This is a genomic window from Spartinivicinus ruber (assembly GCF_011009015.1).
Lineage (GTDB): Bacteria > Pseudomonadota > Gammaproteobacteria > Pseudomonadales > Zooshikellaceae > Spartinivicinus > Spartinivicinus ruber.
Genome location: NZ_CP048878.1, coordinates 2,387,006 through 2,413,537, shown reverse-complemented (window position 1 = coordinate 2,413,537; position 26,532 = coordinate 2,387,006). Strand labels below are relative to the sequence as shown.

27 protein-coding genes are annotated in these 26,532 nt (G+C 41.4%); 3 read left to right on the top strand and 24 right to left on the bottom strand.

Annotated elements, in window-relative coordinates; translation table 11 throughout:
- Window positions 1-168 precede the first annotated feature (168 nt).
- Together G4Y78_RS11365 and G4Y78_RS11360 are read left to right on the top strand one after the other, a co-directional pair.
- The gene (locus G4Y78_RS11365; RefSeq protein WP_163833135.1) at window positions 169-2,013 is read left to right on the top strand and encodes a carotenoid oxygenase family protein; all 1,845 of its coding nucleotides are present in this window, start codon (window positions 169-171) and stop codon (window positions 2,011-2,013) included.
- 124 nt (window positions 2,014-2,137) lie between these two features.
- Window positions 2,138-3,715: a D-arabinono-1,4-lactone oxidase gene (locus G4Y78_RS11360; RefSeq protein ID WP_456242958.1), complete on the top strand. Its 1,578-nt coding sequence runs from the start codon at window positions 2,138-2,140 to the stop codon at window positions 3,713-3,715.
- 3 nt (window positions 3,716-3,718) lie between these two features.
- Here G4Y78_RS11360 and G4Y78_RS11355 read toward each other — a convergent pair whose 3' ends face one another.
- The 16 genes from G4Y78_RS11355 to betI form a co-directional block, all read right to left on the bottom strand.
- Window positions 3,719-5,452, bottom strand: coding sequence for a hypothetical protein (locus G4Y78_RS11355; RefSeq protein ID WP_163833133.1), 1,734 nt, complete (start codon window positions 5,450-5,452; stop codon window positions 3,719-3,721).
- Between the two features lie 6 nt (window positions 5,453-5,458).
- Window positions 5,459-6,280 carry a hypothetical protein gene (locus G4Y78_RS11350; RefSeq protein WP_163833132.1) on the bottom strand — a complete coding sequence of 274 codons (822 nt, stop codon included), beginning with the start codon at window positions 6,278-6,280 and terminating at the stop codon, window positions 5,459-5,461.
- Window positions 6,281-6,293: 13 nt separating this feature from the next.
- On the bottom strand, window positions 6,294-8,273 hold the full coding sequence (locus tag G4Y78_RS11345) for a 4Fe-4S dicluster domain-containing protein (RefSeq protein ID WP_163833131.1): 1,980 nt from the start codon (window positions 8,271-8,273) through the stop codon (window positions 6,294-6,296).
- Window positions 8,274-8,330: 57 nt separating this feature from the next.
- Window positions 8,331-9,272, bottom strand: a complete 942-nt coding sequence (locus tag G4Y78_RS11340) for a multiheme c-type cytochrome (protein ID WP_163833130.1) — start codon at window positions 9,270-9,272, stop codon at window positions 8,331-8,333.
- A 68-nt stretch (window positions 9,273-9,340) separates the two neighbouring features.
- A complete protein-coding gene (locus G4Y78_RS11335) occupies window positions 9,341-10,612 on the bottom strand; it encodes a 2Fe-2S iron-sulfur cluster-binding protein (RefSeq protein ID WP_163833129.1) in 1,272 nt (423 codons plus the stop codon).
- Window positions 10,613-10,645: 33 nt separating this feature from the next.
- Window positions 10,646-12,025 (bottom strand): hypothetical protein, encoded by a 1,380-nt coding sequence (locus tag G4Y78_RS11330; RefSeq protein ID WP_163833128.1) that lies wholly within the window; start codon window positions 12,023-12,025, stop codon window positions 10,646-10,648.
- Entirely contained in the window at window positions 12,018-14,000 is a 1,983-nt protein-coding gene (locus G4Y78_RS11325; protein WP_163833127.1) for a multiheme c-type cytochrome, read from the bottom strand. The genes G4Y78_RS11330 and G4Y78_RS11325 overlap by 8 nt, the downstream gene beginning before the upstream one ends.
- A gap of 633 nt (window positions 14,001-14,633) precedes the next feature.
- Window positions 14,634-15,767 (bottom strand): flagellar biosynthesis protein FlhB, encoded by a 1,134-nt coding sequence (gene flhB, locus G4Y78_RS11320; protein ID WP_163833126.1) that lies wholly within the window; start codon window positions 15,765-15,767, stop codon window positions 14,634-14,636.
- 18 nt (window positions 15,768-15,785) lie between these two features.
- Window positions 15,786-16,562, bottom strand: a complete 777-nt coding sequence (fliR, locus tag G4Y78_RS11315; protein ID WP_163833125.1) for a flagellar biosynthetic protein FliR — start codon at window positions 16,560-16,562, stop codon at window positions 15,786-15,788.
- A gap of 18 nt (window positions 16,563-16,580) precedes the next feature.
- Window positions 16,581-16,850: a flagellar biosynthesis protein FliQ gene (fliQ, locus tag G4Y78_RS11310; protein WP_163833124.1), complete on the bottom strand. Its 270-nt coding sequence runs from the start codon at window positions 16,848-16,850 to the stop codon at window positions 16,581-16,583.
- Between the two features lie 81 nt (window positions 16,851-16,931).
- Window positions 16,932-17,705, bottom strand: coding sequence for a flagellar type III secretion system pore protein FliP (fliP, locus tag G4Y78_RS11305; protein WP_163833123.1), 774 nt, complete (start codon window positions 17,703-17,705; stop codon window positions 16,932-16,934).
- Window positions 17,702-18,082 (bottom strand): flagellar biosynthetic protein FliO, encoded by a 381-nt coding sequence (fliO, locus tag G4Y78_RS11300; protein ID WP_163833122.1) that lies wholly within the window; start codon window positions 18,080-18,082, stop codon window positions 17,702-17,704. The genes fliP and fliO overlap by 4 nt, the downstream gene beginning before the upstream one ends.
- A 28-nt stretch (window positions 18,083-18,110) precedes the next feature.
- Window positions 18,111-18,632 carry a flagellar motor switch protein FliN gene (fliN, locus tag G4Y78_RS11295; RefSeq protein ID WP_163833121.1) on the bottom strand — a complete coding sequence of 174 codons (522 nt, stop codon included), beginning with the start codon at window positions 18,630-18,632 and terminating at the stop codon, window positions 18,111-18,113.
- A 44-nt stretch (window positions 18,633-18,676) separates the two neighbouring features.
- Window positions 18,677-19,642 carry a flagellar motor switch protein FliM gene (gene fliM / locus G4Y78_RS11290; RefSeq protein ID WP_163833120.1) on the bottom strand — a complete coding sequence of 322 codons (966 nt, stop codon included), beginning with the start codon at window positions 19,640-19,642 and terminating at the stop codon, window positions 18,677-18,679.
- A 56-nt stretch (window positions 19,643-19,698) separates the two neighbouring features.
- Window positions 19,699-20,208: a flagellar basal body-associated FliL family protein gene (locus G4Y78_RS11285; protein ID WP_163833119.1), complete on the bottom strand. Its 510-nt coding sequence runs from the start codon at window positions 20,206-20,208 to the stop codon at window positions 19,699-19,701.
- A 279-nt stretch (window positions 20,209-20,487) separates the two neighbouring features.
- On the bottom strand, window positions 20,488-21,081 hold the full coding sequence (gene betI, locus G4Y78_RS11280) for a transcriptional regulator BetI (RefSeq protein WP_163833118.1): 594 nt from the start codon (window positions 21,079-21,081) through the stop codon (window positions 20,488-20,490).
- 340 nt (window positions 21,082-21,421) lie between these two features.
- On the opposite strand from betI, the gene G4Y78_RS11275 reads away from it, so the two are divergent.
- Entirely contained in the window at window positions 21,422-22,306 is an 885-nt protein-coding gene (locus G4Y78_RS11275) for a glycine betaine ABC transporter substrate-binding protein (RefSeq protein WP_163833117.1), read from the top strand.
- A 37-nt stretch (window positions 22,307-22,343) separates the two neighbouring features.
- On the opposite strand, the gene G4Y78_RS11270 is transcribed toward G4Y78_RS11275, so the two are convergent.
- The 8 genes from G4Y78_RS11270 to gvpN all read right to left on the bottom strand — a co-directional run bounded on the left by G4Y78_RS11270 (window position 22,344) and on the right by gvpN (window position 26,404).
- Window positions 22,344-22,721: a gas vesicle protein gene (locus tag G4Y78_RS11270; RefSeq protein ID WP_163833116.1), complete on the bottom strand. Its 378-nt coding sequence runs from the start codon at window positions 22,719-22,721 to the stop codon at window positions 22,344-22,346.
- A 47-nt stretch (window positions 22,722-22,768) separates the two neighbouring features.
- Window positions 22,769-23,140, bottom strand: a complete 372-nt coding sequence (locus tag G4Y78_RS11265; protein WP_163833115.1) for a gas vesicle protein K — start codon at window positions 23,138-23,140, stop codon at window positions 22,769-22,771.
- Window positions 23,140-23,364 (bottom strand): gas vesicle protein, encoded by a 225-nt coding sequence (locus G4Y78_RS11260; protein WP_163833114.1) that lies wholly within the window; start codon window positions 23,362-23,364, stop codon window positions 23,140-23,142. Before G4Y78_RS11260 ends, G4Y78_RS11265 begins: the two co-directional genes overlap by 1 nt.
- A 93-nt stretch (window positions 23,365-23,457) precedes the next feature.
- Complete coding sequence (locus G4Y78_RS11255) at window positions 23,458-23,769, bottom strand: gas vesicle protein GvpG (protein WP_163833113.1); 312 nt, start codon at window positions 23,767-23,769, stop codon at window positions 23,458-23,460.
- Between the two features lie 22 nt (window positions 23,770-23,791).
- Complete coding sequence (locus tag G4Y78_RS11250; RefSeq protein WP_163833112.1) at window positions 23,792-24,571, bottom strand: GvpL/GvpF family gas vesicle protein; 780 nt, start codon at window positions 24,569-24,571, stop codon at window positions 23,792-23,794.
- Window positions 24,572-24,578: 7 nt separating this feature from the next.
- Entirely contained in the window at window positions 24,579-24,806 is a 228-nt protein-coding gene (locus G4Y78_RS11245; protein ID WP_163830643.1) for a hypothetical protein, read from the bottom strand.
- A gap of 288 nt (window positions 24,807-25,094) precedes the next feature.
- Complete coding sequence (locus G4Y78_RS11240) at window positions 25,095-25,406, bottom strand: hypothetical protein (RefSeq protein ID WP_163833111.1); 312 nt, start codon at window positions 25,404-25,406, stop codon at window positions 25,095-25,097.
- Between the two features lie 14 nt (window positions 25,407-25,420).
- Window positions 25,421-26,404 carry a gas vesicle protein GvpN gene (gvpN, locus tag G4Y78_RS11235; protein WP_222937687.1) on the bottom strand — a complete coding sequence of 328 codons (984 nt, stop codon included), beginning with the start codon at window positions 26,402-26,404 and terminating at the stop codon, window positions 25,421-25,423.
- Window positions 26,405-26,532 lie beyond the last annotated feature (128 nt).

The following is a 26,532-nucleotide window of genomic DNA, read 5'->3' as shown; positions in this document are numbered from 1 at the left end:
CACTCCCTTTTATTTTTAAAGTGTAAATTTTTATTGCCATCCTTCAATTTATTGTAATATGCTGAGATCGCCTAGATTTATGTAAGCTGTCATAAAAATTAATTATAAATATAATAATATACCTAACAGGGTTGCCTGCATTGTTAACTCAAATGGATAGGAGTGCTTATGAAAAGAAGGGATTTTATTAAAGCGGCAGGCGTGGCTGGTTTGATGCCTGGTATTACCTTATCAAATCAAACGTTAATTCCTCCTTCGTCTTTTCCCGATATAATTATGCAAAGCAGTTTAAAACCAACTTCAGGCCCTCTAGACATTGTTATGGGTTCACTTCCTGCTGACTTATACGGTCATGTTTTTATTGCTGAAGGCATACCATTAGAGAAAAATCATCTTTCACCAAACGGTAAAGGTGCCTTAACCCGAGTTGACTTTAGTCATGGGCAAGCCCAGTTTACCCGCAAGATGATTGAAACGCCTTCAGCCATTTTACAAGACAAACTCAGTGGGTTATTGGACCCATTTTATTTATTAGGGGGGACCGTATACTTTAGTCCTAATTTAGGTTTTATGAATTACTGTAATACTGCCCCAATTTATATGGGTGACAATCGCTTTGCTTTAAGTTATGAGGGAGGAATCCATTATGAATTTGATGGAACCACTCTTGATTTAATTACCCCGATTGGAGAAGTAGATGAATGGAAATCCAGTCTTCCTCCTATCGCAGAAGCATTTGCTCCTGATAAATGGCTATTTCCTCAAGTTAGAACTACTGCTCATCCGTACTTCGACTTTAGAACAGGGGAATGTTATACCATTAATTACGGAGGAAATATGGGTACTACCGGTACCCGTCATGGTTTTGTCAGATTGATAAACTGGGATATGAAAGGCCGCTTCAAAATTTGGACAATTACTGACAGACTGGGGAAAAATATTTACATTGCAGCCACCTCTCATTCTTTAGGTGTCACCCAAAATCATATCATTATCTTTGAAACTGCTACTCGAATTGAAAATACCCGAATACTAGGCTTCAAAGATGTTACACCACAACGCCACTCTACCTCAGCCTGGATTATTCGCAAGCAAGACTTGAACTCTAATCAGCATCAGGTAATCGCAGATAAAGTTGAATTAAATTTTGATACCTCAGATATTGTATGTGATTACGATGATTACGCTGGTGAAATTACCTTATATGGTCAATACCTAAGTGCCATGGATAAATCAGAACAACAGTTTCATAATGAAAAACTGTGGTTTGGAGGCTATGTTTCATCAGAAACTTCCGGTTACCCTGTTGCACCTGTTGATGTGGGAGGTCTTGTTCGAGCAAGAATTCAGGTATTAGAGCATTCTGCAAGAGAAATTACTAACGACTTCCGGTTAATCCGAGATCAAGCGGTCTGCTGGGATATGAATGATCCTGCTTACCGAGGGCACTATCAATTTCCCGATCAAATTAAACATATATATTGGGCCGCTATTGGCTATCGACCAGAGCATGTGGTTAAACGGATTGCTAGTGCCTATGATGATTATCCAAACCGACTATTTAACAACCAACAATTACCCAATTTTGCTATCCCCTCTGCTTTAATTCATATGGATTGCGAGCAAATGAAAATCGCAAATGTTTATCAGTTTCCAGAAGACTGCGTTATGCGTACTCCCCAATTTATGGAAAAAAACAATTCCTATGATCAAAATGATGGTTATATTATTACAACTGTCGTCCGTAAACACCCTTCTCATGAAAACTCTAATGGAAAAGAATATTGGATATTTGATGGAAAAAACCTTGCTCAAGGACCTATTTGCATTTTAGCAAGCAAAAGGCTCCATTTTGCTACTACCAATCACGCTCTCTGGGTACCTCAAATTAGCCAACGCCCAAATAATGCCTATAAAGCAGATATAGCTGGTTACTTTAAAGAAAAGTTGCCTTCACATTCACAACAAGTGCAACAAGCAATAAAACGCTACATTTTACCCCGGTTTAGTTAATACCAGTGATTGAGTTGTTTATGTTATAGCTAGAAAAATACTACATATGTAAGGAGTTGACTAGCAACACCATTACACAAGGAGACTAAGTGTGAAACGAAAAATTATTATTTTTAGTTCAGCAATATTGATTGCTATTATTTCAAAAGTTGCCCTGGCTTGGTTTGAAAGCAGTCAAGAAACACTTACCAATTATCAAGGTAGTTTTGAGTGTAAGCCTGGAGTTATTTATGACCCTAAATCAATAGAAGAAGTTCAGGAAATTGTACGACAAGCAATAACTGAAAACAGAAAAATCATGACAGGCAATCGTAAGTTCGCCAGCCAAATTGATGCTGCTTGCACCAAAGATGGAGAAGTACAAATAACTCTTAAGAACATGGATAAAGTCATTAATTTTGATGCCGCAAGTAAAACTATTACAGTCCAAGCAGGCATGCGCTTCAATAAACTAAACGACTTTTTACGGGTCCAAGAACTGGCTGTTAATATGGTTACTGAACTTGGCACTTTCACTATTGGTGGAATGCTAGGTAGTGGCACCCATGGTTCTACCCTACATAAAAAAAGCAATATGATTGCTGACTACGTAACTGAATTAAAAATTGTTGATGGTCAAGGGGAAGTCAGAGTTTTAACTGGAGAAGCCCTTAATGCTGCCAGAGTAAATTTAGGTGTATTAGGTGTTGTGGTTGAAGTTACCATTCAACTAGAGCCTGCTTTTAAAGTTAAAGCTGATGTAAAAGGCTATAAAAACGATAATGGGTTGGAAGAGAAAGTCTTAACCATAGCCAAAGAAAATTATTCAGCCAATATTGCCTGGTTTCCAGGGCTTGGACATTATACCGTCACTACTTATAACCCGGTACCACTGGAAACGCCAGGTAATGCTTACAATGCTCAGGCTGATGTATCAGACTTTCAGGAATATATGTATGGATTATTGTTTAATGCCCTGCATGAGTTTCCTGGCTCTAGCTTACAATGCCTAGCAGCTAGTGTTCGCTATAATGCCAGAGCCAGTTCCTATTACCGGGATATTGACACTGGCAAAAAACTGAAAAGTCCAATAGGCCATTCCGATCGGATGCAATACTTTCAATGTAAAAAACCCGATCAGTGTATTTGGGATCGTTTACCTATTGCTTTACAAGAAGTCACTATTCCTATTGAACAACTTCCTAACTGGATTAAAGATGTCAAACAAATCATCGCTAAACATCCGCGTACTTGTTTTCCATTAAATGGTATTTACTTCCGCTTTGGCAAAGCCTCACCCAGTTATTTAGGAATGAATGCTGGCCGTGATTCTGCTTATATAAGCACCGAATATACTTTACGACAAAAAGGGGAAGCTGTGCCTAAGAACTATTTTGTTAATTTAGAAATTGAGCAAATGTCTTTACGTAAATACCAAGCTAGACCACACTGGGGTAAAAACTCTATTGCCATTTTTGAAGATATGCCATTTCGTTACCCTAAATGGGATGAATTCGTTAGCTTAAAAAAAGAAATTGACCCCTATAATCTTTTTACCAACCCCTTCTGGGAACGTGTCAGTAATCAAGACCCATTAATTAATTATTTAAGTCCAGGCTGTAATGCCCGAGGCGAGTGTTACTGCCAGACTGATGAACATTGTCAGTCCGGCGCTCGTTGTGTATCTGGCATACATTTTTCTGATGCAAAAATTTGTCTTTAAGTTTTAATTATCAACTGAGTTTAACAGCGCCTTGGCCCAAGGCGCTTCTTCAAAATGATAGTTATGACAAAGCAGACAGTCTTCGCCAACTCCTTCTTCTTTGTGGCAACTGACACAAGGTTGTTTAGTCACTGGAGAAAACAGCCAACTAGATGTCTCTTGTTCTGTGGTATTTTCAGCAGCTAATGCTTCACTACCATCCAACTGTTTATCCACTACAACTTTTTTGCGTGCTGAGCGGGTATGGCAGTTTAAGCATACTGTTTCGGGCTGGCCTACCAAGTGAGGTTGATGCTTAAATTTAAAAGTGGGCATGGGTGGTTTTGGCTGATATTGCCAAACTACTTTTTTATCCTGTATTTGGTGACACAACAAACAACCAGTCTTTGAGTCCTCAGCTGTTAACTCTCCTTTTGCCAATTGTTTTTCAATCCGCTTAATTTCACTCACGCGTGCGTGATGATTAACTGCCACCACCACGGATCCTTTTCGGGTTAATTGCCAATTACCCATCGTTCCCCATTGCTGCGTTGGCTTCAGAGACTTTCTTGATGTTTTTTCAGGTTGATCCGAATCATTGGTTTCCTCTGGTGCAACTAATAAATTAGGAAACCACTGTTCTTGCAGGTCAGTCAGTAAAGGAATTAACGCTTTGCAGTCATACAACAATAAACGTACGGCATCTGCCTCCTTAAACAAGCCAGCAGCCATCAATTTGCCTTGTACTTTTAATAGGGTTGCTTCCTGTAAATTATCTTGCATAACATCTTGAAGCAATTGTTTATAACCTTTGGCAAGCTGCTGTTGATAACTCTGTTTAGCCTGTTTTGATTTATCTGCTGGTTTATCCGGTACACCGTACTCGATCAATAATGCTTGCATTGCTGCAGATAATTTTTTATTGCCACGTTGCTTGGGCCACTCCCCAATGCCTGGGGTTTTTGTCGCTACACGCGGTAAAGCAAGTAATACCACAGGTTTTTCGATTGTTTCTTCATGGCAGCTTAAACACTGTTGATCAAATTTTGGAAATATTGGCTCAGCCTTATCACCATGACATTGCTGACATTGAAATGCCTTCCCCTGCTCTGAAAATATTCCCTGATGACGGTCATGATTAAACTGAATACCCGTGTGACGAGCCAGGGAAAAGTCACTGTGTTGCTTCGCAAAACCCTGTTGTGATTTTAAGTGACAACTGTCGCACTCAGTATCCGACAGTTTTGTAAGCTCTCCCCCTGTACCTTGATGTTCAGTATGACAATTAAAACACCCCAGTGGTTTACGGCTGGCCAGTTCTGTTAAATGGCGATCGGCCTGCTTCAGGTCAATCTCTCTTGGTAACAAGGTACGTATGGCTTGCTCACTCAGCCCGTGGGCAACTACTCCTTTTTGATGTTTATGACGATGACAACTCATACAGCCTTGGCTCTGTTGTTCAACTGTCAGAGGCTGAGTGGTATGCCACAACCAAGACATTACTGGATCATTCGCCCTGACATGACAACTGATACACTGATCCTGTTGGCTACCATGTTGACTGCTTAAAGCCCCAGGAAAAAGTAACTGCTGGCGCCAGGGGGTATGAGTGAGGATGCTAAATAGCCCTAATAAAATCAGTAAAAACAAGACAAATGCCAGCCGACTTCGTTTCAAACGAGTAAGAGCACCTTCTTGATTGGGCCTTACATAGCGACTGAGACGATGGGAAATAGGTTGAATGCGCTCGCCTTTCATTTCAACCTATACCCCAGAAAAGCTATGAATCACCATTACATGAGCCAAGACAAAAACAAATAATGCATAAGCAAGTGGGATATGCAGAAATAGCCAGCGCCGTAATAAGCCTTGAATGGCATATTGTTTATCCAGTTCAATTTTACGGAATATCAATATTCTTAGCTCCGTTACGGCTGGTAGCTCTTCTTCTACCAAGTAGCGCTGTAATCCTTCAAATTTCAGGGCCCAGCGGCTACGCACCTGACCACTGTTAAACACATGCAACCAAAAATTAGCAGCCCCTTGTAAAAAGTTTTGCAAATTACGATTGTAAAATTTCACTAAGGTGTCAGAGCGATGCTCTGCTGCAACCTGGATAGCCAAATCTTCTGCCTGTTGACGCAGCTGTTGATAATACTCTGGCATTTTTTCATACAATAACCGTTCCCCCAACCAAGTCATCCGTGGAGGCATACTGCGAGATAAATAAAGACCCATCATCCCAGAGCCAACCTCCAATAAAAACATGACTGCAATCAATTGGTTAAACAAACCTTTAGGCCAGCTAAATTCAATATGAAAAAAAAATAAGGCCAGCCCATACCCCCCCAGTAAAACATGTAATCGCAGCCAGTAACGAACCCCCCCTAAATTGAGAAATAGCAGTTTTTTGCGCCAGTGATAGCTAACCAGCAACCCCATTACGGCAAGTAATACCCAACCAGTACAATAAACCTGACTGGCCATGGCTAAACTAACATAGCTCAATACAAGTTGAGTCCCCGCTAACAGCAACCCCAAGACTAATAAATAAGCAAGTCGTCGTCTTACAACATAGAGGTTCATTTTTTACTGCCTGTCATGCTAGCCAATCTCTAATTTTTTCTACTTGATGAATATCAACTCGTCTCAGGGCATCATGAGGACATGCCTTCTCACAGGCAGGCCCGCTTAATTGTCCGGTACACATATCGCATTTGGTGGCTTTTAACTGAGGAACCAGCTTGCCTTGCTGATCACTGGTATGAACTGGCTTACCATGTTCATCCACTATTTTCACCATCTGAATATTGTCAAACGGGCAGTTATCTGCACAGGTACTACAGCCAACACAGATATCGTCGTTTATTACCACTGTGCCAGCATTGTTCATGTAGATCGCACCCGTGGGGCAACCGTCCAAGCACAGCGGATCACTACATTGCATACAAGCATTAGCTACCATAAAGCCGCCATGTTGATGGCCATGACGAATAAACCGTGGATTTTGATCATGTACTGTGGCACAGGCTCTGACACAGTCATCACAGCCTGTACATCGATCAAGATTGATCAGCATAGTTTGGGTGCCATAAATGAAGCGCTGATCAATAAAAAACTCCAGTAAATCAGATGCCTCATGTACTAACAGCTCATGCTGCTGACTGGATGGTAGTACAGTTGAAGACATGGCTGCTGGTTGAGAGGTTTCTGGTGAAATAGGCTGCTTGTTAGCAGCTAAGACCTTTTCCAGCTCTCTGGCAGGAATTCTGACAATATCTGTATAACCTACGGCTCGAATAGTACAGCTGTAGCGAGGTAGGTGGGCTTCGGTTAACTCGCTCACTTGCTGACCTCGCAGCTGAATCCCCCCTAATATTTCTTGAAAACCGTAGCAATCGCCCTGGCGTAAATAATCCAGCGCCCGCTCACTGTGTCCATAGGCTTTACTTTTACGGGCATAGCCTGCACGAATAAAAATTACCGCATTGGCATATTCCCCTTCTTTAATGATCAGCGGTTCTGACTGCTCAATACGACTTTTACGTTGATCTGAGTTTTGGTCAGTGGTTGACTTCCAGTCCATCGTGCCAAAACTATCTAGCTCCGCAATAGCAGCCAAGTGCTCTAACTGAGATTTGTTTAATCCTAATAAAATCGGTTGCTGTTGTAATAATGCGGGTAGTCGATGACGCCGGTACTGTTGATCTAAAAACTGACGAAACCCACGGTCAAAACGGGCCAGCTGCCTGACGCCTTGCCAACGCACTTCCAACAAAGTGGCCTGCTCACTGGTCACTACTATCGTGCGATAGTGTGGGCTGTGTTGCAGGGCCGCGACAGCACCAAACAACTCCCCCGCCTCCAGCGGCTTAGGTTCTGGGGTGTCTGGTTCACGAGCTTCGGCTAGGTCTGGAATGCGCAAGTAACTGTCTCTCCCCTGCGAAACAGTAACTTGCTGTGCAGCATCATAACGTCGGGTATCGCGTCGCTCTACCCACTGGCAGGGGAATAGGTTTTGTTTAAGGCGTCGATACCAAGGATGCTGCTCAGGGCGCTGCCGAAATAAGGCTTTCTCTTTCACTTGTAACGCACAAGCTTGACCAGCTAACAGCAAATAAGCACTGCCCGCATGCTCATTCTGCCGCACCACCACAGCACTTTTTTCCATAACACGAATAGAGGCATGATGTAACAGAATCGATAACAAGGGCTGAAGCTCTTTTTGAGCAAGCTGATGAGCCTCATCGTCAGCTGTTTTACCTAAAAAGGCCTTTAGCCATTCATTGTCAGCCTCATTGTTAAGCCAGTGAATTAAGTACTGAATATCCTGCCAGAGACAGTTAAGGCCCTGAGTGAGGTCCGCAACAGATTGTGGCTGTAATGGCAACTGATTTTTTGACAACCACCCAAGCTTGGTCAGGTTTCTTTCATAGCGCCCACGCAACTTACGTAATCGCTGCTGCATATGGTGATAAACCATGGTACGAAATGGCTCAAACACCAATAGGGTTGCATCAAGCTGCCAGGGGCTGTCAGTTGATTTAATTCGGTCATCTACCATCGCAGAGTCGCTCAATACCTCTATCTAGTGCCTGCTAATTTGGTAGTTAATAATTAACAGACACTAACAACATTAATTTTTAAAGGTATTGGCAGCAGGCATTAAAGCATCAACAGCAGTTGAGTTGATTCCCTGTGCATACTTGCTAGCAAAGGCTTTAGCTGCCTGCGCAGCCTGCTCAGCACTAGTAGCTGATGCTACCTTTGCAACCAGAGGATCACCCAGTTTTGCTTGAATTTGCTTAAGCCGACCTTGGGTTTGCTGTAATTTTTCCTTTTGTACCTGAGCATATTTGCCTGTGGCACCTTGGGTCATTTTTAACAACAGTTCAAACTGAACCATCTGGCCCATGACATACAACAACCGTTGACGAGGTTTAGATACAGGAGGGTTATGATTACCTAGGCTAAAGTTATGGCGAATTTGCTCACCTTGAGACCAACTCAGTAATTCAAACCCTAGCTTAGAGGGATGCCCCCCTTGGTTAATCAGTTTTTGATTAGGCACCAAGTGACAACTTAAACAGTTTTTAGCTAGTCGATAAGCATGGCCAGGTCGTACCATTCCAGCCCTATCGGCCGCAGCTAAACGCTTCTGACGTTGGGCCGGAGCCTCCTGCTCTTTTTTATTTACTTTCTTACCCGCTGCATTCCGATAGGTACCGTGGGTTTCAAGCCAGTTTTTAGCAGGGTTATGGCAAGACTCACAAGAAACTGTGGCTAACTCTCCATGAAGTTTAGCTCCTCGAGTAAAATGACATTGTGAGCAAAGTGCTGAACTACTTTCTGGGTCTTCTACTCCCATTTTTTCAGCAATTTCTTCACTATCAAATTCTTCATCAAGAAACCCTATATTATGAGGGGAGTTTTCCCATACTTTATACTGTGGTTTATGACATTTTTGACACTTACCAGGCCCCACTACCATTGAAGGCTGCCAGTCAGACAGCAAGTCGGCTGCCTGACTGGTTGCAGTGACAACCCCCAAAAAAATACACCAGACCCATGCTTTCACTATCAAACTCCTACTACTAAGCACTTTATTATATAATCCTAGTTAATTTTGCATCGATTGCTCGACTGTTAAACATTCAGCACTACACGATTACTTTTTGGATAACAAACACAGGGTAAACAATAACGGGACTGGTCAACTTGGCTCGCCTGTTTTTGATTGAGATACTCAGGCTCTTTGAGATAGCCCACTTCACCTTCCAATATTTCAGTCATACACGAGCCACAGGATCCCTTCCGGCAGCTACTATTGATAGTTACTCCTTCTTCTTCTGACAAATTGAGCAGCCAGCGATCTTCACCTTGTAACCATTCAGCCCGTCTGCCCGAAGAAGAAAACACAACTTCTGCCAGCTCAGGCGCATCTAGGAGAGGTGTCTGGTGAGTCACTGTGGAACTGAAGCACTCATCATGAAAATGATCAGAATTAATACCGTTGGCGGCTAGCTCTTGCTGCAGCTTAGTCATAAAGTTTTCTGGGCCACAGAAGTAGTATTGGCACTGTTGTGGCTGAAGGGACAGCTCAGCTAACACATCCAGACAAATTTGCCCATTAAGTCGGCTGCCAAGGTGGTAATCTATTTCAGGCCAGTCTAGAGCAGGCCGAGGATGACTATAGGAGACATACAAATGCAGCCCTTGATATTTATCTTGCAGTTCTTCAAGCTCATCCTTCGCAGCATGGTGGGAGCCATTTCTGACACAATAAAATACGACAATTGGCGGTGGAAATGGCTGGTTGACTAATTCCTTCAACATACTGAGTACAGGCGTATAACCAACCCCGGCGACTAAAAAGACTAAGGGGTCAATACTTTTTTCAGATACCACAAAACTACCCTGTGGCTCACGAATCTCTATGACAGCTCCTTCATACACTTCTTGGTGAAGGTAGCTGGAAACCTTGCCTGCAGGGTGGCTGGTTGCTGCTAGCGCATCCTGCCGTTTCACACTAATCCGATAGTAATCAGGATTATAAGATGTTGAAAGTGAGTAACAACGCGTATATACCCTGGAGCCTATAGGCAGCCTAACCGTCACATGCTGACCCGCTAAAAAAGGGGATACCGGTAAACCATCACGAGGGCGAAGATAAAACGAGATAATATCGCCAACAGCATTTTCAACTACTCGCCTAGTGACAACAAAATCACGAAACCCCTGCCAGTGACTTTGCTCTACTAATTGATAGCCGACCTCTTGACAACGTTGCTGCCAGTTATCAACTGCTAAACCACGCTGTGCGTACTGAGCGCGATACTGCAACCACTCACTGTATGCTAACCAGGCGATATAACTACATACTAACAGAGTCAGCATCAAGACAATTAACCACTTCATTTGACTAACTTAACTACTTCCTTATTTATTTTTTTAAAAATTAACTTGCACCCCTACCCGTATCCCATTGGCATCATCTCGACGCTTCTGTGCTGAATGAAACATATCCAGCTGTACCAAGGTACGGTTGCCGATCGGTTGCTGATAGCGCATCCCTACTGCTATGGCACTTTGTTCTTGAGTTAAATGGCTGTAGCGGCCGCCTAGTTCCAACGTCAACTGGCGTCTTTTAGCCAATTGCCACTGATAGCCCATTGCAAAACCTGACGTTTTATTCGCTGTAGGGTCAAGGGCTGCGCCATAGTTACCAATGCCTGCACCCGCAAATAAAATTCCCATTGAAGCAAGCGGACCACCATTGCCTCGATCACGCGCTAATGACACATAATTTTTTTCACTGTGAAACAAGTTTAAATAAGCCAAGTCATTGGTAGCAGCAGGTGTAAGGGATAGTTCAGCAGACAATAAATAACCTTCCCGTTGGGTGTTATCTACTTGATTGTCTTCAGGTATATCAGTGGCATCTGAATAATTAAAACGAAAAGTAGTATTGAGATGGCCAAAGCGTCGAGTACTGCCTAGACCTAGCCAATAGCCATCATGACTATCATCTGACTCCCGATAAGCGAGATCCAACTCCATAGTGGTTGAATAGGTATCCCAAGACGAAAATAAGCCATAAATTTTCGTACCGCCAATTGGCTCCTGGTTGTAGTCATTAATATTGCCCCAACCATAAAAACCAGTAACCTGGAAATTAGTGGCTAATCCACCTAAAAATAGCGTGTTTTTAGTAACTCCAATACCATCCAAAGTATCATTAATTAAAATACCATTTTGAATATTAAGCGGCTGTCGGCCAATAGCAAAACCTATATCAGCAGCTTGATAACCCTTCTCAGAAAGTACTGGGAATATTTCACCAATATCCCCCTCAAAAAAAGCAACACTGACATCAGTGTCAAAATCACCAGCCCAGCCTTCATTCTCATTAGGTTTAAAAGTATAACCCGCATACTGCCGACCATCACGATCAAGGGGACGGAAGCCAACCAAAATTCGTTCAGTACCGGTGAGCCGAAGATTAAAAAACAGATCAAGCCGATTAGCCCACTCAGCTTGATCATTTTCGCCATTATCAAAATACTGTAATGCTGATTGATAACGACCAAATACCCATAAACTTGGTCGCCAAACAGCACCTGTTGGTATTTCCCACCCCCTTGATAATGTTGACGGAGCCAGGAAGGGTTCATTCAGCTCCAACAAAGGGGCTGGCCGTTCAGGCAAAATAGCAAGCCCACCTGCGGTCCTGGCATCATTACTATCTTGGCTTTCAGTATCTGTAGCCAATGTCAGTTCAGCAACACAACTAAGAGCGATGCCTACTCCTAATGCCATTACTCTAGTCATTTTGCAGCCCTCCTTGTGCTTGCTTACTTTGCTGGTAAAACGCTGGTGTATAAAGGTGGTTTTCTGGCAACACCATCCGCTTCGCCACCCCTTTATGTTTACCTGGTCGGCCTAGATCGACCTGCTGCTGCCAAAGTAATAATTTGCCTGCCACCAACTGCTTAGTCACTTGCTTAGTAGTCATTTGATAATCAAACCCCACATCAGCAATGGTATGCACTAGGTTAGCTGGTACCATTTGGGCATACAGGTTGACTTTGGCAGTATAGCGCTGACCTGGTTTAATTTTATTTTTGGGTATTTTGTATTCCACCCAACGCCGCCCATTAGGAGGGAGGCTGCGCTTATGGATACGTGCACCCTGTGGGCTCCCCTGTAATGTCGTAGGCGAAGTGGCTGGGCGCAAGAAAGGCAAAGCCGTTTGAGAATGATTAATAGGTAAAATTGCTTCTTGCTCACTACCCCGTAAATTTCTGGTTAAGAAGCGTGCCTGCAAGTTATGTAACTGATCATCTAGTGGTAATTTACCATCATGCACATATAAAGAGTGCTGGTCTCTCACATCACCATTAGGATCAAGATCGCCTGACTCAAATACCACCTCGCCAGACTCATCCTGCACTTTGACGTTGAGATAAACCAAACGCTCGCCTATGAAGCCAGTTGGTACCATATGGCCATCCGTACCATTGACCAACTCCACTTTGAGAATGGGGTCACCTAGCCAGCTACGACTAACTTCAGCAGCACCTAACTGATAGCCATTTTGTAAGACAGTGAGTCGCTTTTCATGGGCCTCAGTTAGTAACTGTAAGTTTGGCTGAATCACTTCCTGCCAAGCCATAATTCGATCTTTACTTTTCGACCAAACTTTAGGGAAGCGATAATTATCAGGAATCGCTTTTTCAAAAGCTTGAGTCCCCCAACCATCAGCCAGGTTGAACATATTCCAGATATCGATGCCAGTTAAACAAGTTTTCTTACGCTTTTGGCTTTTTTTCCGTTGTTTTTCACTGCCATCATGACAGCCTCTTGCATATTTACGAAAGCGTTTGTTGATAAACCGGTCTGCAGCTGGATTATGGGGAAAAACGCCAGGGTGAATAATAGAGTAGTCTGGACCAATAAAACTGTGGTCAGTTAAACGTCGAGAGGGCGAATGATAAGTAGAACCATGTGCTTTTTCGAAGGTAGCTGCAGAGCCTTGTGCGTAACCAGCATTCACCCCCGGCTCTTTACCCATATGGCAGTCCTGGCAAGTAATCCCTTTTTTCGCTGCAGGAGAAGCCCGATATTCAGAGTAAGCTTCTTCTAGCCGCAACTGAGTCATAGAGTTTACATCGTGACAGGTTCCACAAAATTGTGGTTTTACCAAATCAAAAAAAGGTTCAATTTTGCCGTGTACTTCAATACCCGGTGCTTGAAATTCCGCAGTCAAACCCACTTCAGGGTTTTTCAACAGTTTTTCAAAATCTTTATTTTCTGTCGCTCTTGGCCCACTGATTGGTTTCGTTAAGTCACCTTCTTCTAAACTAATTCGACCGCTGAATTTACCGTAAGCCTGATTTACCCGGTGGCAAGCAACACAGGTGACACCTTCTCGAGAAATGGGGTGGCGATATTTATTTTCGGTAAAAATGGGCTCTTTCATGGCCATTCCGACAGGGGTATGACAACGAATACAAAAATCACCGGTAGTGCCATTCGTCAGTTTGACTGTTTTGGCATGCATCGCATTAAAAATAGGGCTTAATTGTGCGTATGCATGGGGCGATACTGACCATTCACGATACTGCTTCGGGTGACAAGCGCCACATTCTTTTGCTGAAACAAATCGCTTTTCGCCATTAAATAAAGTTTGGTGGGCTCGGTTTGCCTCAGATAACCGCTTTTCTGCTTTTGTTAACGGGGCAGCATTTACAGTTTCCTGTCCCAAGACCAGTAGACAACACAGGAAACTTATCCATCTTGTCATTATCCAACTACTCTCCACATCTTAATATCGGCCACATACTATATTGGCACCAGCTAACAACGATTTATTATTGACCTAATCACTACATGCATTCACCACATGTAGTCATTCATAAATAATTCTTTTATAAGTTATTCATAGTCTATTTTTTGTTGTACGTATAACCAAAATTACCTGCTGACTTTGAAAAGTTTCAAAATGAATAAGTAATTTTCTCTCATTCGGTATATGGGAAAAAGCCAGTAATTTGAGTATGAGTTAACAGAACAAGTCAGCAGGTTAACCTATATCGCGCAACAATAATTTTTTGATTGTAAAAACTGGGAGGTGATACCGCTGTTGGATAAAGGTAGAACTAACCCTGTCGAAGATGGGTGCAATCATGATATGACGCTTCCTTTTCTGTTTTACGACCATATTGCTACTAGATTTTCTTGTAAGCAAAAGGCATACCATCATCTCGAAAGCGCATAATACTCTGGTTACTTATTGCAAGCTCAAAGAAAAAAAGAAATGACTTGTAAACTTATTTGACAAAATACCCAGTTACTTAAAACTAAGTACACCTTTTCAACTAATTTCTTTAGGCTTCCTCTTAGAACTACTATTTTTTGAAATGCTCCTAATGAATTGTTACTTTTGCAAGTCTTCAGGCACATTTACCTTAGGCACAGGCCCAGGTTTTTGACCTTGGCCATTACGGTATTGTTTAAGCTGATAAACATAAGCCAACACTTGAGCAACAGCCATATATAGCGCCGTAGGAATTTGCTGATTAATTTTCGTATTGTAATAAATTGCACGAGACAAAGGCGGTGCTTCCAACATCACCACTTCATGTTCTTTGGCTATCTCTCTAATTTTGAGCGCCACCTCATCAACCCCTTTGGCAACTAAATACGGTGCATCAGCTTGCTCTGGATTATATTTTAAGGCAACCGAGAAATGGGTAGGGTTAGTAATGACCACATCTGCCTTGGGCACTTCAGCCATCATTCGTTGTTGAGCTAAATCACGTTGCAACTGTCGAATACGACTCTTAACTTCCGGCTTACCTTCTGTATCTTTAAATTCGTCTTTGACTTCCTGTTTGGTCATTTTTAGTTTTCTCTGGTGCTCCCAAACTTGAAAAGGTACATCAATGAATGCAATCAAAATCAAACTGGAGCAAATTGCCACACAAGCCCAGCCTAAAATCCAACTGCCGTGAACAATGGCCTGCGCAATATTTTCTTTACCCAATGCAAGTAAATCATCTTGCCGAACAAACAACACCAGTAATACAACAGCCGCAACTACTAGCACTTTCGCAATAGCTTTAATTAACTCCACCAATGACTTTAAGGAAAACATACGCTTGAGCCCACTCAGTGGGTCAATTCGGCTTAATTTAGGTTGTAATGATTTACCACTAAAGATCCAGCCTCCCACCAAAATAGGGGATGCTAAGCCTACTAATAACAAGGTGATAAATAAAGGTAATAAAGCAAATGTCACAACTGCAATGGATTCAGCTAGATAATGAAACATCCGTGTGGTATCAAAAACAATTTCCCTTTCCAACGCAAAATTTAGCTGCATGACACTTGCCAATTTAGAAGCTAAAAAGTGGCCTGATAGAAACAAGCTGGACACACCTAACATTAACAACGCCATGGTTGACAGCTCTTTTGAACGAGCCACCTGCCCTTCTTTACGGGCATCCTGTAAGCGTTTCTGGGTAGGCTCCTCCGTCTTTTCCTGACTGTTGTCTTTATCCTCTGCCATACTGTCAAAAAAACCTGTTTATGCCTGTACTAAACCTCTAAGCATAAACAATGCCGCTTCAGTAAAACGACTGTATTGCGCTAACAAACCACTACTTACTCCTACCCAAGTGACAAACAAGCCAAAGATCATCGAAATAGGAAAACCCAGGGAAAAAACGTTCAATTGCGGTGCAGCTTTGGTCATTACACCAAAAGCAATATTAACGATTAACATGGCTATTACTACAGGCAGTGCAATCAGCAAAGCACTAGCAAAAATCCAGCTAAACCACATCACTAGTTCAATTAAATGATGAAATGGCATAAAACTACCAATAGGAATGGTGTGAAAACTTTCTACTAAAACCTCAAATACCACATGATGGCCATTCATGGATAAAAACAAGAGCGAACAGAGAATTAAAAAAAACTGTCCCACAGCAGCTACATTAACCCCATTGGCAGGGTCATTAAGGGAAGCAAACCCAAGCCCCATTTGCATAGAAATCATTTGCCCTGCTATCGCAAACAGATGAAAAAATAACTGTAAGGCAAACCCCATCAATACCCCTATTAGCACCTGTTGAGCAATGATCACCATACTGGGTATTGAAAGCAGATCAATTTTCGGGCCTGGAGGAATAACCGGCGCAATCAATAGCGTTACTAATATTGCAAAAAAACCTCGCACCCGCATAGGCACTAACTGAGTACCAAAAATCGGCATAACCATTAAAATGCCTGCAACGCGAAATAATGGCCAGAGTATTTGTGCCAGTAAAAACTGGATGTCTGCTAGTTGGTAGTGAATCAACCTCCATTCCTCAAAGAGTCAGCCGATTAAATTCGGTATTTCAAACAAAAGGTTTTCAAAAAACTCCTGCAGTTTTCTTAATAACCAAGGCCCCGTAAACAAAACGGCCAGTAGAGTGACTAATAATCGAGGTAAAAAACTTAAAGTTTGCTCATTAATTTGAGTAGCAGCTTGAAATACACTCACCACCAGACCGACAATTAAACTTGGAGTAATAATCACTGCTACCATTTGTACAATGATAAAAAGTGCTTCGCGGAAGATATCATTTACAGAGGCCGGTTCCATAACATACCCTTCTCAAATGATTTTTAGTCAGCTAGCCCCTAATAATCATTCGTTTTGGCTATAGATACTCATTTTGTATACCTAAATACTTGCACCAAAACTAGCAGCTAACGTACCCATAATCATTGCCCAACCATCTACCATCACAAATAACATAATTTTAAATGGCAATGACACAATTAATGGTGAAAGCATCATCATCCCCATTGCCATTAATACGCTGGCAACAACTAAATCAATCATTAAAAAAGGGATAAACAATAAAAAACCGATTTGAAAAGCAGTTTTTAATTCACTGGTTACAAAGGCCGGTACTAAAATAGAGAAAGGCACATCTTGTGGAGTATTGAATTTTTTCTCATCTGCAATGCGAATAAATAAATCTAAATCAGACTCACGGGTTTGGGCTAACATAAATGCATGAAAAGGCTCGCTGGCTTTATCCAATGCTTCTGCTGAAGTCAATTGTTCGTTTAAATAAGGTTGCAATCCCACTTTATTAGCTTCTTGCAGAACTGGCGTCATGATAAAAAAAGTTAAAAATAACGCTAAGCCCACCATTATTTGATTTGATGGTGTCTGCTGCAACCCCAACGCCTGGCGTAAAATAGCCAATACCACAATAATTCGGGTAAAAGAAGTCATCATCATTACGATAGCTGGCAACAGCGTCAATGCTGTCATAATGGCTAAAATTTGGATGGTCACGGTATATTCTTGTTGACCATCCGGCTGCGTGGTTACCTTAAGTGCAGGAATTCCTAAATCAACGGCAACTGCAGGTTGACAAATAAACAAGCCAACACCCAACAGCCATAGCCAGAAATTGCACTGATCAGGTAACCACTGCTTCATGATGATTTTTGCTTTAATAATTTTGCTAGTGTGTTGGAAAAATCTGCCCCTGTTGTGGTGGCAGTATCCGCTTCAATCACTGGTTCTGCAAACACATGTAGCATATTAATGCGACCAGGTGATGCACCAAGCAACACTTGTTGTTCACCCACCTGAACCAGTAATACCCGATCTCTCGGGCCTAAAGCCAAACTTGCCACCACTCGCATGGATGACTGAGACATAGGCTGAAAGTGCTGCATTTTTTTCACTAACCAGGCTAAGCCAGCAATAGCCGCAATCACTAATAGTAATGACAATGCCACTTGGGCCAATGCTGAAACACCCAATCCGTCGTCAGGTTTAGTTTTTTCCGCAGCCCATCCCCACTGCCCCAAAAAACAGCTCAAGGAAATAACCGAAAAATTAACGAAGTTTTTTAATACGTTCTGTTGGACTAATAACATCAGTTAACCGAATACCAAATTTTTCATTGACCACAACCACTTCACCATGCGCAATTAAGGTCCCATTCACTTTTACATCCAATGGTTCCCCTGCCAGGCGATCCAACTCAATTACTGATCCCTGGTTTAACTGCAACAGATTACGTATTGTAATTTCTGTGCCACCCACTTCCATAGTGATAATAACCGGAATATCTAAGATAACATCTAAGCTGGGTCCTTCGTCACCTTCGCCAAAACTTTCGATGCCAGCAAACTCATCCATCACCATTGGCTGTGAATCATCTTCATCACCGCCATCTGCCTGATTCATTAAGGCATCAATATCTTCCTGGCTGCCATCACCCGATTCTTCAAGTGCTGCAGCCCACTCCGCTGCCAAGTCTGCGTCATCCTGGTTCGTGCCTAGCTCATCCTCGAGTGAGTCCTCTGGATTCGCTTCGCCATTAGTCTCTTCATTCGGCTCTTCAGGATCTGCCATAGTAATCTGCTTTGCCTCCTTACCTACCTATTATTAGTTGAAACTTATTTAGGTCTTGAAATCGACGAAAGAACCTGCAGTGCCAGATTTTCCCGTGATACTCCTAAGCGCGTTTTAAAAATAGGAATTTGATTGGCCGTTAACACTATATAAGGGGGCATTTCAGCAGGAATCACATCCCCTTCCTCTAAATTTAAAATATCCCTTAGTTTTAATTCTTGCTTCAAAATAGTGGCGCTCAGTTCAACATTAATACCCAACACTTCTTGCCTAAGTGAGCGTACCCAACGTTCATCTCGATCATCCACATCACTTTGTACACCAGCATCTAAAACTTCTCGAATGGGCTCAATCATTGAATAAGGAATCGTAATATGCATATCACCCCCGCCACCTTCCAATTCAATATGGAAAGTACTGACCACTACCACTTCACTTGGGCTGACAATATTGGCTAAAGCAGGGTTAACCTCTGAGTTGATATATTCAAATATGACTTTCATCACCGGATTCCAGGCTTCTTTTAAATCCACAAAGACCTGGTTAAGTACCATCTGCACCACCCGGTTTTCCGTTGGGGTAAACTCCCGTCCCTCAATTTTGGCGTGCAGTCCTTCACCACCAAAAAAATTATCAACTAGCTTATAGACAAGTTTGGCATCCAGAATGAATAAAGCAGTGCCGCGTAAAGGTTTAATTTTTACTAAGTTTAAGCTGGTAGGTACATATAACGTATGTACATACTCACCAAACTTCATGACTTGAACGCCACCTACCGCAACATCCGCTGTCCGCCTTAGCATATTAAACATACTAATCCGGGTATAACGGGCAAACCGTTCGTTAATCATTTCCAGTGTGGGCATTCTGCCCCGCACAATCCTATCCTGACTAGTCAGGTCATAGGATGCCACGCCATCCGGGCTTTCATCACCCTCCGTTTCGACGGCACCGTCATCGACACCATGTAATAGGGCATCAATCTCGTCTTGTGACAGTAAGTCTTGCATAGTACACCACTCACCGCATTCCTACTGAAGTAAACAACAGTTGTTGCTTAAGCCAGTTATTGCATAACAAAATTAGTAAACAACACTTGTTCAATACCGGGTTTACCAATTTCCTTTTCCAATACTTCCTGGATTGATTTAGTCAACGCTTCTCTAAGCTTTTCTTTGCCTTCTTCTTTTTGCAAAGAGTGATAGTCAAAGCCACCTATGAGTAGCACCAGATTATTGCGAATTAACGGCATGTGCTTGGTCAACCCATCAAGGGCTCCAGGATCACGCCCCATTACCGTTAAACTCACCTGCAAAAATCGTTGTCTGCCTCCTACATTAAAATCAATCACGAAAGGTGGATCCAAAGACTGATAAACTGCAGGCTGTTTGACAGGTTCTGTCGGTTGTTCCGTTTCACCACCGTTTTCCTCCTCGCCCAACATCAAAAAAACCGTAACACCTATTGAAATACCCACCAGCAGTAAAGCAATAACAATAAACAGTATTAACTTTTTGTTACCACCCGTTTCCTTTTCTTCTTCTTGAGCCTGTTCCTGCTCTTTATCGTCAGCCATTCCCTTACCCGTCAATAATCCAACATTTATTGTGATTTGAAATCAAATGTTAATGGTACAGATGCAAATGCCATGCCCTTGAATTCATTGATTGCTACAAAAAAATGGTAACTCCTTTACTTTGACAACGATCTTCAGATCTGCTTAAAAAATTATAGAAATAAAAACTCAGGCTATACCAATAATTTGGCAATTAAAGGGGTAAGCAATAAGAGAAAAATTGACGATTGACAAACTTGCCTATCGTCGAGGAAATAAGATAAATCAAGTTAATTTGATTCAATGACTATATTGGGCAAGAAATAAGTGAAAAACATCCTCTACTTTTTTTCGTGAGGTGGTCACATCATTAGGAGTAACATTAAGTGCCTCACGCAGCCAAACACCATCAATAGCCGCAGCAAGAATTTCAGCCATATGCTGTGCCTGAGAACGCGGAAAAGCTTTTTTTAACTCAAAGGTCAAATTGCTCACCAACCGTTTCGCGTTAATATTTTGCAATCGGCGCAATTCCGGCTTATGCATGGCTTCAGCCCAAAAAGCCAGCCAAGCCTTACGAGCAGCGGAAGTCATTTGAGTCTGGTCAAAATTACCATCAATGATGGCGTGAATTCTCGCTTTAAAGTCATCATTTGAAATAGACGACAGCCTGGCTTTCACACCAAGTTGCAGGTCTTTCAGGATTTGCCGCATTGCAGCTTCCAACAAACCATCTTTACCAGAAAAGTAATGATTAATAATACCTGCAGATACCTGGGCTTGTTTACTGATTCGCTGTGTGGTGGTTTCAGACAACCCCCACTCATCAATACAATTTAATACTGCTTCAATTAATTGTTTACGCCGTATTGGCCCCATTCCAAGCTTTGGCATACAGTTAGTTCCTATCTTCTCATAAAAATATCAAACTCAATTACCCAGTCATTTATTCTTAATTAAATGTTATTAACTGAGCAATCAAAATATTGCTTATTTAATTAAAGCTCAACATGATACATGAAACCAGCTTGTCATGTTAATTACATTTTTAAAAGTCACTTTACCCGTCAAGTGCTATAGTTTATTCAGGCCCAACGAGTATTAACCCAAATGTTTCACCAAACCACAGATAATGTGCAGATGATCCAGTGAAATCAAGGGACTAGTACTTTGAAGGTTGTAATAACTTGTCTTAAGCCTGTTTATCAAATTTCAGAACATTCGGGCTAAAACCATGTGGCTTTTCCCCATTTATTTATTGCGCATACTCATCACCGTCAGTTTATTGTTATTAGTTACCGCTTGTGGTGAAGAGCCAGAAGAAAAAGCAGTTCCCATAGAGCCCAAAGGCCCACTGGCATTAGTCTATGTTGAATGGGCCAGTGAAATTGCCAGTACCCATGTAATTGCAGCATTGTTATCTTCTTATGGCTACCAGGTGTCTATAAAGCCAGTCTCTGCTGATGTTATGTGGAAAAGTGTCGCTGAGGGTAGTGCCGATGCCATGGTGGCTGCTTGGCTACCCAGTACTCACGCTCACTATCTACAACAACATCAGGCACAAGTTGATGACTATGGCCCAAACCTAAAAGGCACTCGTATTGGCTTAGTTGTGCCTTCTAATCTACCCATCAACTCTATTACAGAGCTTAATTCGATGACTAACGAGCTGTCGGGCCAAATTATTGGCATTGACCCTGGCGCAGGTTTAATGAAAAAAACTCACCAGGCAATCACCGAATATGGCCTTAACTATCAAGTAATTGAAGGTAGTGGCGCCACAATGACCAAAGCACTATCAACAGCAATTAACAGTAATAAACCCATTGTAGTGACAGGCTGGACCCCTCATTGGAAGTTCGCCAAGTTTGACCTGAAATATTTGGCAGATCCCAAAGGAGTTTATGGTAAACAAGAGTTTATTCATACCATTGCAAGAAAAGGTCTAAAAACAGAGAAGCCAGAAGCAGCCTATATATTAGATACATTTGAGTGGACCCCAACTGATATAGCCCAGGTTATGGTGTGGATTAATAGTGGGATGACTCCAGAAGAAAGCGCCAAACGATGGTTGAGCACCAATAAAAAGAAAGTGGCTCTCTGGCTACCTAAAAGCTAACTCAATACATACCAATAAATTGTCATTCAAAAAATCATTATTTATTATTGTTGTTTTTTTTTTCAAGCATTAACAAACGCTCATCAATTCGCTGTAAGCTTTGCTGCACATCAGCAGAGAGTGCTGAAATATCTGCTTTTTCAACTTGACTGGTTGGTAATTGATTAGTTTGCCATTGTGAAGTGGCACTTTGCAAAGACGCATTATTCCTCCACCAGTCTAATCCGAGTTCTACCGCTTTATCAACAGAACATACGACTAAACGAATTTCTAAACTGAGCAGCTCGATATCGACCAGTTTTATTTTAATATCGCCTGTAATAACGATACCTTTATCAAGAATCCGTTCCAATAAGTCAGCAACTGACGTAGTTTCCGTCGAGTGACGAAGGCCTTGCTGATTATGCAATGCCATTTGTTTGCTCCTTACCAACCATGGGGACCTCGACTCTGCATGAAGAATTATAATAATTGACCCAACGGTCCTAAATCCAAGTTTAAATCTTCCTCAGTTAATCCAAATACCTCACATAATCGATCAATTTCTTCTGCTTGCTGCATCAGGGCAATGCCTAGCTGTTCTATTTCTTCTTCAGTTAAAGAACCAGCATCCATTCGACGAATCGCTTGACGCTCCAACAGTTCATGTAACAACTTAACCAAAGTTAATACCAACTGGCCTAAACCATTTTTTACCTGACCAGCATCCACATTAATCCGTTGATTAGCAGGCTGTTGTGATTGGCACAATTCTTTTTGATCAGACCACTCTGTTGTTACTATATCAACAAAATCCGCCAAATAGTCAGACGACACTTTAGCTTGCTGGCTCATTAGTTGGACTTATCTCCGCTAATTTGATGTTGTCTTGCTGTTTCAATTGAGCTGAGTACTAATTGCAAACTAAGGTGAATAAGCTCAATATTCGCTACTGACAGAGTGACTTCACCTGCTACCACGGCACCTTTATTTAAAATTCGATCCAATGTCTCACAAATGGTAAGCCGTTCAGTATCTTCTAAGACAAATGATGTTTGTTCTTGGGATTTGAAAGCCATCAATTTATTAAAAATAAATTAGTTTAATTCACTCAACCTTATTAATAATAAGGCAAGTGACTAAAAATCAAAGGTTTGTTTTTTTAGAATGGATTACTGATCCCTGGACTCCTGCTCTATCTCAGTCATGTCTTCAGGTTCAGCTTCACCATGTTCCAATGTTTCATCAGACGGATTGAGCATTTCATCAATTTCATCCAATCGATTAAGCAACTGCTGCTCCCCATCATCAAATTCTTCTTCCGTAATTTCACCTGCTTCTAGTTTTCTGTATAATTCCGTTAATGCTTGCGTAATTTGCTCAGACTCATTTTCAAGCTCTTCTTGAGTAAGCCGGTGAATTTCTTTAAATATCCATTTAACCCCTTTATAAGGTGCTAGCAGCAGATCATCAATTAAAAACATATTACAGCCTCCTAATTTCCCACTAGCTTGCCAGCACTTTTAAATCCAGATCAACAAAATTATGAGGAGCCCACGGACCAGTAAAGTCAATATGACAATCATTACTCAGTTGTGTGGCTGTATCATTAATATACTGCTCTAAATCATCAAGATTTTCTCGATCAACCAAACAGGCTAAATTGACTATTTCAAATTCATTACCCGGAGGAAGTGTTTTTATCTTGCGACAACAAGGCTGTAACATTGCTTCTATTATTTGCTGATGAGCAGCGCGTTCTTGATTCAACAGTTTTTCATATAAACTACCAATTGCTATTTTTTCATCTCTATTTTTAAGTGTTGATTTGCCTTTCTGGTCAATCAATAGCTGGTCTCTTGCATCCTTGAGTTGCGGATAATGATTAACAAAATATTCATAAATATTACCCACTTTCCACTTAACTCGTAGCCCCATTTCTACTTTGCCACCTAACTCATTAAGTGCATTTACAATAAGTGACTCATTATTGGTTAGCATCTGCTGAATTGATTGGGTGCTATTGGTTATAACACCAAAACGCATGGGTAATACAGTTTCTGCCTCAGTAAAATACTTAAGCACTTCTCGGTGAGCAGCTAAATTTCTTCGTTCCGGCCTTGCCTTAGGAGATAAAATATCGCTAACCACTGCAGCAACCTTACCATGACTTACAGTATAAACAGATGCTTTATTAATACCTTTTAACGGCACCTGTTGTTTGTCTGTAGCTGCTTTTAAAGCGTATATATATTTACCACTACGTTGACTACGCTTTGTCATCATTGCACTCCTATGATATGAAGCGCTTGGTGGTAGAAGCAGGTGATAAAGACTCCTCTGAGTGTTGGTGTTGTGGCTCTGATACCCGTGAACGTGGCACCACAGATTTAACCTGACCAGCTTCAGCCCTCAATTCAAGCAAGGCAGAACATACCCAACATTTTACCGGTCCATGATAGTTATCATAATTTGTACCCAGATCAATGCTATGGCCACAGGAAGTACAATTAATTTTCATGATTATAGCGCTCCTTGCCTAAGCCAGGCTTTCTACTATGTATTCAGCGTCAATAGCTACTTCGTAAGAATGAGTTAATTTTTATTGCTTTTCGAAGTATAGACATTGACTGAATAACTATCACTGATTAAATGACAACACATAAAGTCTTCCCAAGCAAACTTATCAGGTCAAGTACGATATCTCTAGTGCTTTTTCTTGACATAAGCCCACTATATGCCTGCAAAAAACATCTTGCCAAAAAATAAATGGTTTTGAAGACTGTTACCTTATTTTGCACATGCACCACTAGTATTTAATCTGCAAACCATTAGATAATGAAAGTTGACTTATTTTTGAGTCTTTTTTCTGTAACATGTCAGTTTCATTACTTAATTGATTCCTCAACTCATTTAACTCATTATTAATTTGATCTAAACATTTATCAATATGCTCAATTCGCGAAATAGCTGCCTCACGTTCTTTTTGTTTTCTCATTTTTTGAATTTCTAAAGCACCTAATTTAAAGTAAGACTGGTAGCTTAAATGCTGCTGATTAACTCTACCGCCCATTGTTTTAATATCAGCCATTCCAAGTCTTGGTTTTGTTGGGATACCCATGATAATACTCCTGACTAGTTTTTTTCTAACTTAACAAGATTAACTGAACAGGCTTTCCGTATTACTTCATTAATAACTTGCTCTTTTCTCATCGTTTCGTTGACAGATGCATTTGCAGTAACAATATTAAAGAGGTCATAACAAGTACGACGAAAGCTGATATTATCCCAACAGGCTTGACCACCTGATCTAGCCAATACTTTAGCAATCGCAATAGCCGAGCGAATAGTGGTTTTAAATTTATTTTTTTTAGCTTTTCTTAAAGTCCGCATAATTCTGACAATACGTTGAGCATCACTTCTTTCAATACCTGACTGTTTTGTGACAATTTCTATTTCAGTTTCTAAGTCGAGATGGTCAAGTTTAATAGTAACCATCCTATCCATTAAGGCATCTTGTGCTTTATGAGTACCCGCATATTCTTCTGGATTAGAGGTAAAAATGGCGTGAAACTCTGGGTGCACACCAAGATAGCCTTCGCCCATATGTCGTAGCCCAGGTAAATTTAATACCCCCTCAGATAATACACTGAGTAACACATTATTTGCCTCAGGCCGGGAACGATTAAATTCATCATAAATTAATGTATCACCATTGCGACAGGCAGACGTAAGCCGGTTATCTACCCATAACTGCATCATTTCTTCTTCTCGTTTAACTACAGAATGGATAAAATTATCAACAATTTGTTTCTTACTATAACCTGCATCTCTACCAACCAAATCTGAACTACCAAATTCATCATTACCATGTACCAAGGTAACAGGTCTGCCAATTGAAGCAGCCACATGAAATGCCAGGGTTGTTTTTCCTGTACCAGCAGGGCCTGCAAAGTGCACTGGATAGCCCGCTTCCAAGTAGCTCAATGCCCGCTTAACAATTTCTTCTACATAAGAAGTAAGAACAAACTTATCACTTGCTGTAGGAATCACTTTATCTTGATTGACTGGTAATTTAGTTGCAGTCATCGAACTAAAGCCGGCTTGATTTTTTACCATTTTCAATTCACTCCCCAGAAAGGATCAAATACTACACGGGCTATAATTATTTATCTTTTTTAATATTATTTTCTAAAGCTCTACACTTTGGGTATATACTGGGGGCAAAATTGCCCCCAATCATCACC